15 protein-coding genes and 1 other RNA gene are annotated in these 13,548 nt (G+C 43.1%); 14 read left to right on the forward strand and 2 right to left on the reverse strand.

The window, feature by feature from the left end; all coding sequences use genetic code 11:
• Positions 1–23 precede the first annotated feature (23 nt).
• From PCY11_RS06555 to PCY11_RS06590, 8 genes are all read left to right on the forward strand, one after another.
• The gene (locus tag PCY11_RS06555; protein ID WP_045759992.1) at positions 24–749 is read left to right on the forward strand and encodes a hypothetical protein; all 726 of its coding nucleotides are present in this window, start codon (positions 24–26) and stop codon (positions 747–749) included.
• A gap of 164 nt (positions 750–913) precedes the next feature.
• On the forward strand, positions 914–1,975 hold the full coding sequence (locus tag PCY11_RS06560) for an AAA family ATPase (RefSeq protein ID WP_003009019.1): 1,062 nt from the start codon (positions 914–916) through the stop codon (positions 1,973–1,975).
• A gap of 10 nt (positions 1,976–1,985) precedes the next feature.
• Entirely contained in the window at positions 1,986–2,768 is a 783-nt protein-coding gene (gene pnuC, locus PCY11_RS06565) for a nicotinamide riboside transporter PnuC (RefSeq protein WP_049474199.1), read from the forward strand.
• Positions 2,769–3,545, forward strand: coding sequence for an NUDIX hydrolase (locus PCY11_RS06570; protein WP_049482770.1), 777 nt, complete (start codon positions 2,769–2,771; stop codon positions 3,543–3,545).
• Positions 3,546–3,714: 169 nt separating this feature from the next.
• Positions 3,715–3,909 carry a helix-turn-helix transcriptional regulator gene (locus PCY11_RS06575; RefSeq protein ID WP_049482768.1) on the forward strand — a complete coding sequence of 65 codons (195 nt, stop codon included), beginning with the start codon at positions 3,715–3,717 and terminating at the stop codon, positions 3,907–3,909.
• 15 nt (positions 3,910–3,924) lie between these two features.
• Positions 3,925–4,467, forward strand: a complete 543-nt coding sequence (locus PCY11_RS06580; RefSeq protein WP_049482766.1) for a DUF6773 family protein — start codon at positions 3,925–3,927, stop codon at positions 4,465–4,467.
• Positions 4,468–4,477: 10 nt separating this feature from the next.
• A complete protein-coding gene (locus PCY11_RS06585) occupies positions 4,478–4,813 on the forward strand; it encodes a hypothetical protein (RefSeq protein WP_045759986.1) in 336 nt (111 codons plus the stop codon).
• Positions 4,814–5,058: 245 nt separating this feature from the next.
• Positions 5,059–5,745, forward strand: coding sequence for a YoaK family protein (locus PCY11_RS06590; RefSeq protein WP_070675802.1), 687 nt, complete (start codon positions 5,059–5,061; stop codon positions 5,743–5,745).
• 192 nt (positions 5,746–5,937) lie between these two features.
• Here the strand turns inward: PCY11_RS06590 and dusB are convergent, their stop codons facing one another.
• Together dusB and hslO are read right to left on the reverse strand one after the other, a co-directional pair.
• A complete protein-coding gene (gene dusB, locus PCY11_RS06595) occupies positions 5,938–6,915 on the reverse strand; it encodes a tRNA dihydrouridine synthase DusB (protein WP_070675800.1) in 978 nt (325 codons plus the stop codon).
• Positions 6,902–7,774, reverse strand: coding sequence for an Hsp33 family molecular chaperone HslO (gene hslO, locus PCY11_RS06600; RefSeq protein WP_070675798.1), 873 nt, complete (start codon positions 7,772–7,774; stop codon positions 6,902–6,904). Before hslO ends, dusB begins: the two co-directional genes overlap by 14 nt.
• Positions 7,775–8,093: 319 nt before the next feature.
• Between hslO and PCY11_RS06605 the strand changes: the two genes are divergently transcribed.
• The 6 genes from PCY11_RS06605 (at position 8,094) to ffs (ending at position 13,310) form a co-directional block, all read left to right on the forward strand.
• Positions 8,094–9,386 carry an adenylosuccinate synthase gene (locus tag PCY11_RS06605; protein WP_003014816.1) on the forward strand — a complete coding sequence of 431 codons (1,293 nt, stop codon included), beginning with the start codon at positions 8,094–8,096 and terminating at the stop codon, positions 9,384–9,386.
• 213 nt (positions 9,387–9,599) lie between these two features.
• Positions 9,600–10,244: an HAD family hydrolase gene (locus PCY11_RS06610; protein ID WP_070675796.1), complete on the forward strand. Its 645-nt coding sequence runs from the start codon at positions 9,600–9,602 to the stop codon at positions 10,242–10,244.
• Positions 10,245–10,362: 118 nt separating this feature from the next.
• Positions 10,363–10,641, forward strand: a complete 279-nt coding sequence (locus PCY11_RS06615; RefSeq protein WP_003009004.1) for a hypothetical protein — start codon at positions 10,363–10,365, stop codon at positions 10,639–10,641.
• Positions 10,642–10,786: 145 nt separating this feature from the next.
• Positions 10,787–12,364 (forward strand): ABC transporter ATP-binding protein, encoded by a 1,578-nt coding sequence (locus PCY11_RS06620; protein ID WP_070675794.1) that lies wholly within the window; start codon positions 10,787–10,789, stop codon positions 12,362–12,364.
• 302 nt (positions 12,365–12,666) lie between these two features.
• On the forward strand, positions 12,667–13,176 hold the full coding sequence (tadA, locus tag PCY11_RS06625; RefSeq protein ID WP_003016809.1) for a tRNA adenosine(34) deaminase TadA: 510 nt from the start codon (positions 12,667–12,669) through the stop codon (positions 13,174–13,176).
• A 39-nt stretch (positions 13,177–13,215) separates the two neighbouring features.
• Positions 13,216–13,310: signal recognition particle sRNA small type (ffs, locus tag PCY11_RS06630), an RNA gene on the forward strand.
• Positions 13,311–13,548: the final 238 nt, after the last annotated feature.

Here is a 13,548-nt window from a genome sequence, read left to right on the forward strand (position 1 = left end):
AATGTTACAAAAGAGGTTCTGTTATGAAAAACAAAAAAATCATTTCCCTAGCAGCCCTAGCTTTGACAGCTAGTCTTTTCCTAGGAGCTTGTGGCGGGAATAAAGAAGAAAAAACTTCAGAAGCAAGCAGTTCAAAGACCAGTCAGGTTAAACAAACAAGTTCTTCTTCTAAGAAAAAAGTGATCACTAGTAAAGATCCAATTGCCTCTTCATCCTCTGATAGCAAATCAGAAGAAAGTCATACCGTTGGTAGCAAAAATAACCAAGCTGCAGCTAGTCAAACACCAGCTCCAGCTAAAGAAGCGACACCAGCAGCACCCGTAACAAAAGAAACAAAAGAAGTAGCCACTCCAGCAACACCAGCGAAAGCAAAATTGCCAAGTCTAGAAGACGGTCATGCTCAGGCTAAGAAGCAAGCTTCTGCGACGGAGAATGCCCAATACAAGGGAGTCTATTCTGTAGCAGCAGGGGATTTCTCCGCAGCAGCTGGGAATTGGTCTGACAAACGCGACACTGGAGTCACTATTGGCCAAGGCGGTCAAGTAACCATCCAACTTCCTGGGGGCCAACCCGTAGCCTATGGTATCAGCGCTTATAACTATACCTTGGATGATGGTCATTACCATGCTAATCTCTCAGCAGGCGATGGATCTGCAGCGACTCTAGATATCGTAGTTGGAAAAGATGGTTCTGTGTCTAGTGTGACGGTTCTTAAAGACGGTGTCAGTCACTCCCTCACTCGTGAATAAAATTCGAAAGATCTGAAAGGAGAAGCATCTCTTTTCAGATCTTTTTTTGTTGATTTGAATAAAAATATATTTTTTTATAAAAAACTATTGACAGATAGAAAATATAGTTTATAATAAAAACATAAAGAAAATCTATTTATAAAAAATTATAAAAAGGAGCTTATATGAAAAAAGAAAGAATTGCCCTGGTTTTTGGAACCTTTGCGCCTCTTCATCAAGGGCATATTGACCTGATCCAGCGGGCCAAGCGTCAGTGTGATCGCGTTCGTGTCATTGTATCTGGTTATGAAGGGGACCGTGGTGAAGAAGTGGGACTGACCTTACAAAAACGCTTCCGTTATATCCGCGAAGCCTTCTCAAATGATGAGTTGACCCAAGTCTATAAGTTAGATGAGACAGAACTTCCTCGTTATCCCTTGGGCTGGGAGCCTTGGTTACAGACAGCCCTAAACACCATCCAGTATCAAACAGAGACAGAAGAGTTGATCTTTTATGTAGGGGAGAAAGCCTACAAGGAAGAGTTGGAAGCTAGAGGGTTTGAAGTTCACTTAGAAGAGCGTCGCTTCGGGATCTCTGCTACCATGATCCGGGAAAATCCCAGCAAATACTGGAAATACATTGCCCAGCCCTTCCGTCGCCAGTTCACGAAAAAAGTCTTGATCATGGGGAGCGCCAGCAACGGGAAAACGACCCTTGCAAAGGACTTGGCTCGCTTTTACGATGCACCTGTTAGTCTTGAGTATGCCCGTGAATACCAGATCAAGAACAATGTGCGGGATGATGAACTCACGCCAAAAGATTACTATTACCTACTCTTAGGACAGTATGATCAAACCTCTAAGCTCATCGATAGTAGTGCCAATCGAGGCCTTGTCATCGCAGATACCAATTCCCTGGTGACCAAGGGTTATTACGACTACTATATGGAAGTCGAAGGCCAAGATACCAGCATGACCGATACCTTCGACAACCTCTTTGTCAGTATTCTGTCCAAAGAAAAATGGGATTTGATCCTCTTTGTACAGCCGATCGGCTCTTATGTCAATGATGGTTTCCGAGATATGACCATGGCTGACGAAGAGATCCGCACCAGCTTTTCAAATTACCTAGACCAATTGCGCCAGCAATACCTAGGAAACATTCCGACCACTTTCCTCGCATCAGACTACCTCGGCAACTACGAAGAAGCCAAGAAGGTGATCGATGCCATTTACCAAGCCGACTAAGGAGCAGCTTATGAAAAATCTATCTGAAAAATTCGCAACTTTTAGCCAAGACTTTAAAAATGTTCACCAAGAAGCGAAAAAGCAAGGCTTTGTCAATATTATGAAACTTCTATGGAAGGACCTTTTTGTAGGACGCACAGCCTTTCAATGGATCTATCTCCTTCTTCTTTCCAGCGTTCCCTTCTTCTTAGAATGGACCAATCGTACAGGTCAGCATGATTGGCTGGGACTGTTTGCCTCTTGGACGGGCATTGTCTGTGTTATCCTGGTTGCCGAAGGGCGTGCTAGTAACTACCTCTTTGGAGCAGTGAATTCCGCGATCTACCTCGTTTTAGCCCTCAATAAAAACTTCTACGGAGAAGTTCTGACAACTCTTTATTTCTTCATCATGCAACCGATCGGCCTTTATGTTTGGCTCTCTAATCGGATCAATGATCAAGGTAAGGTCGAAGAATCTCACTTTGAAGCCAAGAAATTGAACTTGATTGAGTGGATGCGCTACTTGGCCTTGTGTGCTGTGATTTGGATCGGTATGGGTTTTGCGTATCAGAGCATCCATAGCGCTCGCCCTTTCCGTGATAGTATCACCGATGCGACCAATGGGGTTGGCCAGCTCCTAATGACCCGCCTATACCGGGAGCAATGGATCTTCTGGATTGCAACCAACGTCTTTAGTATCTATCTCTGGTGGGATCAGAGTCTTCACATTCAAGGGATGTACTGGGTTTACACGCTCAATAGTTTAGTGGGCTGGTACCAATGGACCAAAGCCCTCAAGAAGGAGGTGGCTTAGATGGCAAGTCTCTCAATTCCAGCAGGAATGACGGAGAAAGAGTATTTTGAGACGGTCGCTAGTGAAGCAGACTTTCTCAAGTGGTACAAGGAGCAAGATCTGCCAACTTATGAAACTCCAAGTGTCACAGCGGACATGGTGGCTTACTGTTTTGTTGATGGACAGCTCAAGCTCTTAGCCATTCGCCGCAAGGCCCACCCTTATCAACACCGCCTCGCCTTGGTGGGGGGCTTTGTGAACAAGGATGAAGATGCGACTCATGCCTGTATCCGAGAAGTCAAAGAAGAAGTCGGGCTCGATCTGCCAGTGAATAAGGTGGAACAGCTCATGACAGTTTCCACCCCTGGGCGGGACCCCAGAGGCTGGGTCATTACCATCGCTCATCTGGTCTATCTGCCAGCAGAAGCAGTAGACTTAGCCCATGCAGGTGACGATGCCAAGGAAGTCATTTTTCTCGATGTCGATTTCAAAAAATCCCAGTGTTTGCTTGATGGAGAACCCTTAGCTGCTTCTGATTTTGCCTTTGACCACTACCAGATTATTCAAGAATCGATCAAGCGGATTCAGGGGCGTCTGGATTGGAATCCAACCTTCCTCTATCTGTTAGAGGAGCCTTTCACCGTTTATGAAGCAACCGAATTGGTCAATCTGATCAATCCTGGACGTCCCATCGTTAGCAATAACTTCCTCGTAAAATTCGGAGAATTCGTGGAAGAAGTGGGTGTCAAGCGAGTACCTAAGAAAAAACCACGCAAGACCTATCGCCTAAAACAGTAAATCGAGCAGGGTTCTTTCAGGAAATCTCTCCAGTTACTATTAGTAGCTGGAGGGATTTTTTTGTTCTAGTAAGAAATATTTAAAAATATGTCAAAAATAGTTGACATTTTATGTTCATAATACTATACTATAGTCAAATATATACGACATTCATTTAATAGGAGGAAACATGAACCATGTGAAAGAATTCCGCAAGGAATTGGGCATGTCTCAACTCGAACTTGCTAAGGATATCGGTGTCTCGAGGCAAACCATCAATATGATTGAAAACGACAAGTACAATCCGACTCTGGAACTCTGTCTCAATCTCGCTCGTAGCCTCCAAACGGACCTCAACAGTCTTTTTTGGGAAGATGATTTTTAACAAAAGGAGAAAAAAATGGAAAAAGAAACCTTTACTGAAAAACTGATTAAACGCACATATGGCATTTCTGGACCACTTGATGAACACAAACGACGCGAGGCGGATCGCATTGGAAATAAAGTCTTTATGGTCCTCTTTTACCTGATGATATTTGGCAATCTTATTCCCTTTATCCTTGCTTATAAATATCCCCAAGTTGTCGCTTTTGGTTATCCAATCATTATCTTTCTGGTTTCTATGGTTTGTGCTATCTATGTTAGCACTCAAACTAAAAAAACAGGTATTACTGCTATCGATCCTGATATGTTGAGCCAAAAAGAAAGCAAACAGCTACGCTATCCTGGCATTAAAGCTGGTCTGCTCTATGGAGTTTTGATGTTCTTTGGAATACCACTTCTCAATGTCTTAACGGATAATAGCAAAAACTTTTTCACCTCTCTTTTCAATCTAGGTCATTTTATATCAATCCTTTTCGCAGCTTTCTTCTTCGGATTGGTGATGCAAATTATCGTCTGGCTTCGCATTCGAAAAGCCAAGGAAGATCAGGACGACGATTAGGAGGAAGCTTATGAAATCATTACAAACTTTAATTTTCAGTCATATTTTAGTTAGCATCTTTGTTACCTTTTTCCTAGTCTATGGCCAAGTTACGCGTCCTTTTCTGATCATTTTCCTTTTAGTTCTTCCAGTCTTGAATAAGGGACAAAGATTTCAGAAAATCACATCAAAAAAAATACGCTTCTTGAACGCATCTCTCTGCTTTATCCTCGTATCTCTCCCACAACTGATAACGAATTCTATGGATTGGAGATATCTCCTATTTCTAACCATCTGTATTATTTTTAGTCTCATTTATATCTATACTCTCTATCAACTCTTTAAAGAAGGCAAACAATGTTTTTAAGAGGTCACTACCATGAAAAAAGAAAACAGGACAACTGAATTATTTTGAACTTTCTTTCAGGAATCACGAAGGTTATTAATATGATTCTCTTAGCACTATACAGTGATAGGGAAATTCTAATTATCTAGAATCATAGTCCTGACGTAAACCACTTGTTTGATGAGTGGTTATGATTGATTTTCAATACTCAGCTCTGGTGCAAAGTGGTATAATAAAAAATAATTGAAATCAAAAGAGACAAGACTATGGAAGAAAAAATAATTTTACCACAAAATACACGACTGATGGGGGCTCTGCTTGGTTTTATCGGAGGAGGCCTCGATGTCTTTTGCCACATGCACTACCGGAGTTTGGTCGCGACTCAAACTGGGAACCTCCTGCTTCTCATCGCTGATTGGCACGATCCCCGTGTCGAAAATACCATCATGCGTTTTTCATCTATTTTGTTTTTCTCGATCGGCTTTGTGGTTGCTCTCCATATCAAAGAGTATCGCAAGACAGCCTTTTGGCGGACCAAGATGTTGATTCCTTTGTTTGTGGTGACGCTTCTGATTCCCTTGGTGTCTGTCATACCACCTGTAGAAGTTCCCTTTATTGCTTTTGGAACAGGGATGATGATGTTGACCTTTACAGGAAGCTTGATTGAAAACCACCCTTATGTGATCTTTATGACTTCTGGTAATTACCGCAAGATGCTGACGGCCTTGTACCGAATCACTCGAGGAAAGGGAGATTTGGACGAGTATCGGCGTCAGGCTATGAATTACGGAATCGTTGTTGGAAGCTTTGTTGCAGGAGCGATTAGTGTAGCCATCCTCATGTATTTCATTCACCAATGGGCCATCTGGCTGATCACAGCCAACCTCTTTTTGATCATGACTTACTACACCGCCAGAGTCAAACAACTCGGCCTGCAAACAGATAATCTATAAAAAGAGGCTGGGACAAAAGTCCTAGCCTCTCAATTATTTTTGGATTGTTGAGCAAGACGCAGTGGTTGAGTGGGCTCTACTACGCTGATTTCATCAGCTTTTACAGCCCTACTCAACTGTGCGGAGGTGGGACGACGAAATCGAATTCTAACGAATTACCGATTTCTGTCCCACTCTCTGCTTTTTGTGTTTCTATGCTTTTAATTGTAAGAGTTCTTCAATCTCTGCTAGGGTGCTAGCTTGCGAGATGGCGCCACGGAGTTTGGCTGCACCTGAGGTACCACGGAGGTAGTGAGGGGCGAGACCACGGAATTCGCGAACGGCAATGTGCTCACCCTTGAGATTGATCAAGCGCTTCAAGTGCTCATAAGCAATCTTCATCTTGTCTTCAAAGGTCAAATCAGGCAGGATTTCTCCTGTTTCAAAGTAGTGATTGATTTGGTTGAAGAGGTAAGGATTGCCCATGGCTGCACGGCCGATCATGACCGCGTCGGCACCGACTTCTTCAATCCGTTGTTTGGCGTCTTGCACCGTCCGGATGTCCCCATTAGCAATAAATGGAATCTTGGTCAGAACTTGTGCAACCTTGTGAAGGGTCTCAAGATCCGCATGCCCCGTATACATTTGCTCCCGAGTTCGCCCATGCATGGCAAGGGCAGAGACACCCGCAGCTTCGGCAGCGAGGGCGTTCTCAACTGCTAGGGAAGGATCCGACCAACCCGTCCGCATTTTAACAGTGAGGGGGATATCGAGGACGGATTGAACCTTATTGATGATGGAGTAGATCTTGTCTGGGTCCTTGAGCCACATCGCACCAGCCTCGTTCTTGACGATTTTATTCACCGGGCAACCCATGTTGATATCGACGATATCGGTCTTGGTATTTTCTTGGATAAATTCAGCTGCGCGTGCCAGGCTATCTTCGTCACTTCCAAAGAGTTGGATCGATACAGGGTTTTCTCCTTCATCGATATGGAGCATGTGAAGCGTCTTTTCATTGTTGTACTGGATTCCCTTGTCAGAGACCATTTCCATCACAACGAGCCCTGCCCCCAGTTCTTTGGCAATGGTCCGGAAAGCTGAGTTGGTCACTCCGGCCATTGGGGCTAGGACGGTACGGTTAGGGATTTCGACATCCCCGATCATAAATGGCGTATTAAGATTTGTCACGAATGAGTTCCTCCAAGTCATTTTCGTCAAAGTGGTAGTGTGTTTGGCAGAATTGGCAGGTAATCTCTGCACCGTGATCTTCATCTTTCATCTCTTCTAGATCACTAGCTGGCAGACTTGCTAAAGCGTTCAAAAAGCGCTCACGGCTGCAGTCGCACTGGAAGCGAAGTTCTTCTTCAGAGAGGCGTTTGAAAGGTTCATCCCCATAGATAGCGGCAAGAAGAGCTTCAATATGGTCTTCAGATTCCAAAAGTGTGGAGATGGCAGGCATTTCTTGGATGCGTTTTTCAAAGCGCGCGATTTCTTCTTCCTTGGCATTTGGCAAGACCTGGAGCAAGAAGCCACCCGCCACTTTAACCTTATCTTCGTCATCCAACAGAACATTGAGTCCAACTGCAGATGGTGTTTGTTGGCTTTCTGTCAGATAAAAGGCCAGGTCTTCTCCGATTTCACCGGTTACAAGAGGGGTCATGGAGTTATAAGGATTTCCCGTACCATAATCTGTGATGACCAAGAATTCTCCGTTTCCGACAAATGGTCCGACCAGAACTTCACCGGTCGCGGTTTTCTTGATATCCACTCCAGGATTCTGCACGTAGCCTTTCACATTTCCCTTGGTATCTGCCACGGTGATGATAGCTCCGAGTGAGCTAGTCCCAAGGACTTTGACCGTAATTTTAGTTTCTCCTTTCTCGTTTGCCGCCAAGATTTGGCTGGCAATGAGGGTACGGCCAAGTGCGACCGTGGAGCTAGCTTGTGTATGATGTTTTTCTTGGGCTGTTCGTACAGTTTCTGTACTGTCTAGTACATAAGCACGAAAAGCACCACTTTCTGAGATAGTTTTAATAATTTTGTCCATACCTACTATTTTAGCACAAATCAAGCAAAGTGGGGACAAGGAGAATTCCGAAAATCAGTCGTTTCAGAAGAAGGACGAGAAGAAAAGAAAATTCCGAACGTTATTTCTAGAAAGAAGCAATTTCCAAGTAAAAGACGAGTTTCATAGAGAAGTTGGTTTAAAAAGAAAGGAGAAAAATAAACGATAGCCGAGTGGATCTTGAAAAAACATTAAAAATTGCTTATAATAGAGTGTAAGACAAACTTGCAGGTGAGACTCCTGCCCTTAGTTTGAAGAAAGGCATAGATAGGCAACTATCTATGGTATATGAAAAAGAATTATGACATCAGTTGTTGTAGTAGGAACCCAATGGGGTGATGAAGGAAAAGGGAAGATTACAGACTTCCTATCAGCCAATGCAGAAGTCATTGCTCGCTATCAAGGTGGGGACAATGCCGGGCACACCATCGTAATCGACGGCAAAAAGTTCAAGTTGCACTTGATTCCTTCTGGTATCTTCTTCCCTGAAAAGATCTCTGTCATCGGAAACGGCGTGGTGGTCAACCCTAAATCATTGGTCAAAGAGTTGGCTTATCTTCATGAAGAAGGTGTGACAACGGACAGTTTGCGCATTTCAGACCGTGCCCATGTCATCCTTCCTTACCATATCGAATTGGACCGTCTCCAAGAAGAGTCTAAAGGCGACAACAAAATCGGAACGACCATCAAAGGGATTGGACCAGCCTACATGGACAAGGCTGCGCGTGTGGGAATCCGGATCGCGGACCTTTTGGACCGCGACGTCTTTGCGGAACGTCTTCGTATCAACTTGGAAGAAAAGAACCGTCAATTTACCAAACTCTATGATGCAGAGGCTCTGTCATTTGACGATATCTTCGAAGAATACTATGAATATGGTCAACAAATCAAGCAATATGTAACCGATACTTCTGTTATCTTGAACGATGCTTTGGATAACGGCAAGCGCGTGCTCTTTGAAGGAGCCCAAGGGGTTATGTTGGATATCGACCAAGGAACCTATCCATTTGTAACCTCTTCAAACCCAGTCGCAGGTGGGGTGACCATCGGATCAGGTGTCGGCCCAAGCAAGATCGACAAGGTTGTCGGTGTATGTAAAGCCTATACCAGCCGTGTTGGTGATGGCCCATTCCCTACGGAACTCTTCGATGAAGTGGGTGATCGGATCCGTGAAGTCGGCCATGAGTATGGGACAACAACCGGTCGTCCTCGTCGTGTTGGTTGGTTTGACTCAGTTGTCATGCGCCATAGCCGTCGCGTGTCAGGAATTACCAACCTTAGCTTGAACTCGATCGACGTTCTGTCCGGCTTGGATACAGTGAAAATCTGTGTAGCCTACGACTTGGATGGGGAACGCATCGACCACTACCCAGCAAGCTTGGAGCAACTCAAACGTTGCAAACCAATCTATGAAGAATTACCAGGCTGGTCAGAAGACATCACAGGTGTCCGCCACTTGGATGAGCTTCCAGAAAATGCCCGCAACTATGTCCGCCGTGTCGGTGAATTAGTTGGTGTGCGCATTTCAACCTTCTCAGTCGGACCAGATCGTGACCAAACCAATATCCTTGAAAGTGTGTGGTCTAGTTTATAAGCAAATGAAGATAAGAGAGTGGGACAGAAATCGGTCATTCGTTAGAATTCGATTTCATCGTCCCACCTCCGCACAGTTGAGTAGGGCTGTAAAAGCTGATGAAATCAGCGTAGTAGAGCCACTCAACCACTGCGTCTTGCTCGACAATCCAAAGACAATTGAGAGGCTAGGACTTTTGTCCCAGCCTCTTTTTGAAAGCAGAAAGAGGAAAAAATGTATCAAACGATTTTATTTGACCTAGACGGCACCTTGACCAATTCAGAACTAGGGATTACCAACTCGGTGGCCTATGCCTTAGGAAAATATGGGATTCAAGTGCCAGACAAGAAAGCATTGAGAGTTTTCATTGGTCCGCCCTTGCAGGAGTCTTTTGAGCGCTTTTATGGATTTTCTAAGGAAGAATGTTTAAAGGCCATTGACTACTATCATGAGTATTTTTCCGAAAAAGGCATTTATGAAAATGAGGTCTATCTAGGCGTTCCTGACTTGCTGGCTTCTCTCAAGCAGGCTGGCAAACAGTTGATTGTAGCTACGTCAAAGCCTGAAGAATTTTCCATTCAAATTCTCAAACACTTTGGTTTGTATGATTATTTTGACTTTGTCGCTGGTGCGACCATGGATAGAAAACGTAGTAAAAAAAGCGATGTTATCCAGTATGCCTTGGAGCAAAATGGGATTACAGATTTGGCGCATACCATCATGATTGGAGACAGGGAGCACGATGTGCTTGGCGCTCAAGCGCAAAAGCTTGATTCTATCGGTGTCCTTTATGGCTTTGGAAGCAGGGAAGAATTGGAAGAAGCCGGCGCCACCTATATTGCTCAAGAAGTTGGCGAAATTGCAGCTTTTATAGGATAACCTTTTCCAAAATATTAAAAGTTGGAACTTTTCTAATCTGCTGAATATTGCTTGATTTAATATTTCTATCGGTGTACACTTACTGCAGGTTAAGTCACACAGATTAAGAGGTGATAATATGAATTTGTCACGATATATATTAAAATATAGTACTGATGATGGTACGTTGTATTTTAATACTAAAACCAATCATTCATTTTTTCTTACGAATGAATTGAATAGAGTAGTCGACAGCAATGATGTGATTAGGAAAGAGTTTCATGCTTATCTTGATAAAAATAAATATTTAAGTGAGGGTGAGTATGAGGTCGAAAAGTATCTATCTAAAATAAGCGATACAGATGCTGAATTATTGGAACTAACAATTTTGACACATGGAGATTGTAATTTTCGGTGAAGGTTAAAGTGAATAACAAATTCGATGACAAAATGAATGCTAAACCTAGAGTATTTAACTATAATTGTGATTGTAAATAATCACGATTTTAAATAAATTTAGAGAAGAGGGTTGTGCTAGCCCTCTATTTTGATGGATGATAATTATGAGAAATATTTATAAGTACATTGATAAGAAGTATCTTTTTCCTATTTTTTTAGGGCGTATTGTGAATAGTGGTTTGGTGTTGGCGCAACCTCTGATTTTAACGAAGGCCTTGAAGTTAGATCAAGACGGCCTTTCTTATGGAAAAATTCTCAATTTTGTTTTATTTGGTTTGTCTGTCTATCTTGTTATTTATAGTCTGATGCTGTTTTCAAACTATTCGCACAATATATTCCGAAGAGAAATCAACAAAAGTGTCCGTGCCCTTTTATTTAAGAAAGTCATATTGAATCCTAAATTTTCCAATGATGAAAAAGTTAGTCTGCTAACTCAAGATATGGAATATGTGGGCGATAATTATTTGGAAAATATAAATGTTATGGTGAGTTGGGGATTTGTCGCCCTTGTTACAGCCATTTATATTGTTTCACAAAATTTTCTCTTAGGACTTATTTTTGTCATTTTTACGATTATGAGACCTATTCCTCAGTTCATCATGAATCGTCGTTTACAAGATTCGGGAGACAGCTGGTCCAAGCTTAGAACGAAATTACATGGGCTTGTCTCGGATAGTATGCAAGGCAGCCAAACCTTACGGATTAATCAGGCCATGAGGCTGAATGAAGAGCGCGTGAATGATTTAAACGGAGAATATCAAAAAGCCATCCAAAGATTTTGTTTCACACATAATATTATTTTTTTCTTTAATGGATTTATGGTCTTTTTTAGTCAGGTTGTTCCTCTTGCTTTAGGCTTTTATTTGAGTTTACAGGGAAATTCTATTTCTATTACAAGCCTCATCTCTATGTATGTTGCTGCGGGGATGCTGGTAGAACCGATCCAAACTCTGATGTACAGTGCAGCCAATCTCCAAGGTGCCTTGCCGACTGCGAACCGCCTGTTTAAGATTATCGAGGAAGAACCTGATTTCGAAGAGACAAAGGATCAATTTGTTGAAAATCTCGAATCGTTGTGCTTAAATCATATTTCAAAAAGTTTTGCTGAACGTCAGCTTTTTTCTGATTTGACGGCGACGATTTCAGTAGGTCAGAAGGTCTTAATCAAAGGACCGAGCGGGTCTGGAAAGACGACTCTTTTTCGCTTGATTTTAGGAGAAGAAGTATGTGATGAGGGTGACATTTTCGTTCAGTATGATGGAAATCAAATAACGAGTCATTTCCAAGGGAATATCGGTTTAATTAGCCAGCATCCCTTCCTGTTTAACGATACTATCCGCTATAATCTAACTTTTGGTCAGCCTTTTCAGGACCATGAATTATTGGAGGTATTGGACCGAGTTGGCTTAATAGATGAATTTCAGGATATTTTGAATGTAGAAATTCATAATAATGGTGAAAACATTTCAGGAGGTCAGCGTGTCAGATTAGAGTTGGCTCGTTTTCTCTTACGCGAGAAGGATATTTTATTAGCGGACGAAGTGACATCAGCTTTGGACGAAAAAAATAGTCGTCTGGTTAGAGACCTAATCTTTTCTTTGCCGATCACGGTACTAGAAATAGCCCATCATATTGATGAAGAAGAGCGCTATGACCAAATCCTTGAGTTACGTAAAGGATGAGCGATGCCACAATAGTTGGTTCTGCGACAAAGCGGATAGTAGTAAGCCAGCAATTTGTCAGATATTTTTGAGATTCTAAGTGGTGATATTTCCAAAATCATCAATACTCAGAGAACTTAAGCTTTATTTAAGATAGGCCAGCTATACTAGAAGCATAAACAAAGACCTCCTAACTTTGTTTAAACCTCCTAAACTTTTTCATAATAATCTCCCATAAGAGTCGCCCAATCGGCGGCTTTTTTTGTGAGTCGTAAGCTGCCTATGGTATAATGAACAAAGAAACTAAAAGGAAGAAGGAAGAGATGGACTACACGATAGAGGAAAAAGCGATGTTTATGAGGGAAGCCCTGAAGGAGGCGGAGATTGCCCTCGCCAATGATGAAATACCGATTGGCTGTGTCTTGGTCAAGGATGGTCAGATTATCGGGCGTGGACATAATGCGCGTGAGGAGCTGCAGCGGGCGGTCATGCATGCGGAAATCATGGCGATCGAGGAGGCCAATCAGCGTGAAAATAGCTGGCGCCTGCTGGATACGACGCTTTTTGTCACGATTGAGCCCTGTGTCATGTGTAGTGGTGCCATTGGTCTAGCTCGGATTCCCCAGGTGATTTACGGGGCGACCAATCAGAAGTTCGGTGGAGCAGGTAGTCTCTACGACATTTTGGCAGATGAACGCCTCAATCACCGAGTCGAAGTAGAAACAGGAATCTTGGAAGCAGAATGTGCAGCCATCATGCAGACCTTCTTCCGCCAAGGTCGGGAACGAAAAAAACAAGCCAAGCTCGCAGCCAAGGCCGAAACACAAGAATAAAAACCGGACCTTTGCAAATCGAACAAATTATGATATAATACCTATCGGAGCAACAGTTCTGCGTGAAGCGGGTCAGGGGAGGAATCCAGCAGCCCTAAGCGAAGTGAACTGTGTGCTCTTTTTCTATAGCTCTTAGTGAGGTAAGCCTGTAAGGCGCAACCGAACTTAGAGATATTGATCCTGAGGAGCGAAGCGACGTGAGGGCTATAGCGTAACATGAAATTAGCCTATAAGGCGCAACCGAGCTTAGAGATATTGATCCTGAGGAGCGAAGCGACGTGAGGGCTATAGCGTAACATGAAATTAGCCTATAAGGCGCAACCGAGCTTAGAGATATTGATCCTGAGGAGCGAAGCGACGTGAGGGCTATAG

Source organism: Streptococcus sp. SP8, from assembly GCF_030440045.1.
GTDB lineage: Bacteria > Bacillota > Bacilli > Lactobacillales > Streptococcaceae > Streptococcus > Streptococcus parasanguinis_I.

Excerpts from the sequence above, each read along its gene's own strand:
- PCY11_RS06590 (WP_070675802.1), top strand. The coding sequence starts at position 5,059 with ATGGAAGAAAAAATAATTTTACCACAAAATACACGACTGATGGGGGCT.
- PCY11_RS06575 (WP_049482768.1), top strand. The coding sequence starts at position 3,715 with ATGAACCATGTGAAAGAATTCCGCAAGGAATTGGGCATGTCTCAACTC.
- PCY11_RS06620 (WP_070675794.1), top strand. The coding sequence starts at position 10,787 with ATGAGAAATATTTATAAGTACATTGATAAGAAGTATCTTTTTCCTATT.
- PCY11_RS06615 (WP_003009004.1), top strand. The coding sequence starts at position 10,363 with ATGAATTTGTCACGATATATATTAAAATATAGTACTGATGATGGTACG.
- hslO (WP_070675798.1), bottom strand. The coding sequence starts at position 7,774 with ATGGACAAAATTATTAAAACTATCTCAGAAAGTGGTGCTTTTCGTGCT.
- PCY11_RS06610 (WP_070675796.1), top strand. The coding sequence starts at position 9,600 with ATGTATCAAACGATTTTATTTGACCTAGACGGCACCTTGACCAATTCA.
- PCY11_RS06570 (WP_049482770.1), top strand. The coding sequence starts at position 2,769 with ATGGCAAGTCTCTCAATTCCAGCAGGAATGACGGAGAAAGAGTATTTT.
- PCY11_RS06580 (WP_049482766.1), top strand. The coding sequence starts at position 3,925 with ATGGAAAAAGAAACCTTTACTGAAAAACTGATTAAACGCACATATGGC.
- pnuC (WP_049474199.1), top strand. The coding sequence starts at position 1,986 with ATGAAAAATCTATCTGAAAAATTCGCAACTTTTAGCCAAGACTTTAAA.
- PCY11_RS06560 (WP_003009019.1), top strand. The coding sequence starts at position 914 with ATGAAAAAAGAAAGAATTGCCCTGGTTTTTGGAACCTTTGCGCCTCTT.
- PCY11_RS06555 (WP_045759992.1), top strand. The coding sequence starts at position 24 with ATGAAAAACAAAAAAATCATTTCCCTAGCAGCCCTAGCTTTGACAGCT.
- PCY11_RS06605 (WP_003014816.1), top strand. The coding sequence starts at position 8,094 with ATGACATCAGTTGTTGTAGTAGGAACCCAATGGGGTGATGAAGGAAAA.
- tadA (WP_003016809.1), top strand. The coding sequence starts at position 12,667 with ATGGACTACACGATAGAGGAAAAAGCGATGTTTATGAGGGAAGCCCTG.
- PCY11_RS06585 (WP_045759986.1), top strand. The coding sequence starts at position 4,478 with ATGAAATCATTACAAACTTTAATTTTCAGTCATATTTTAGTTAGCATC.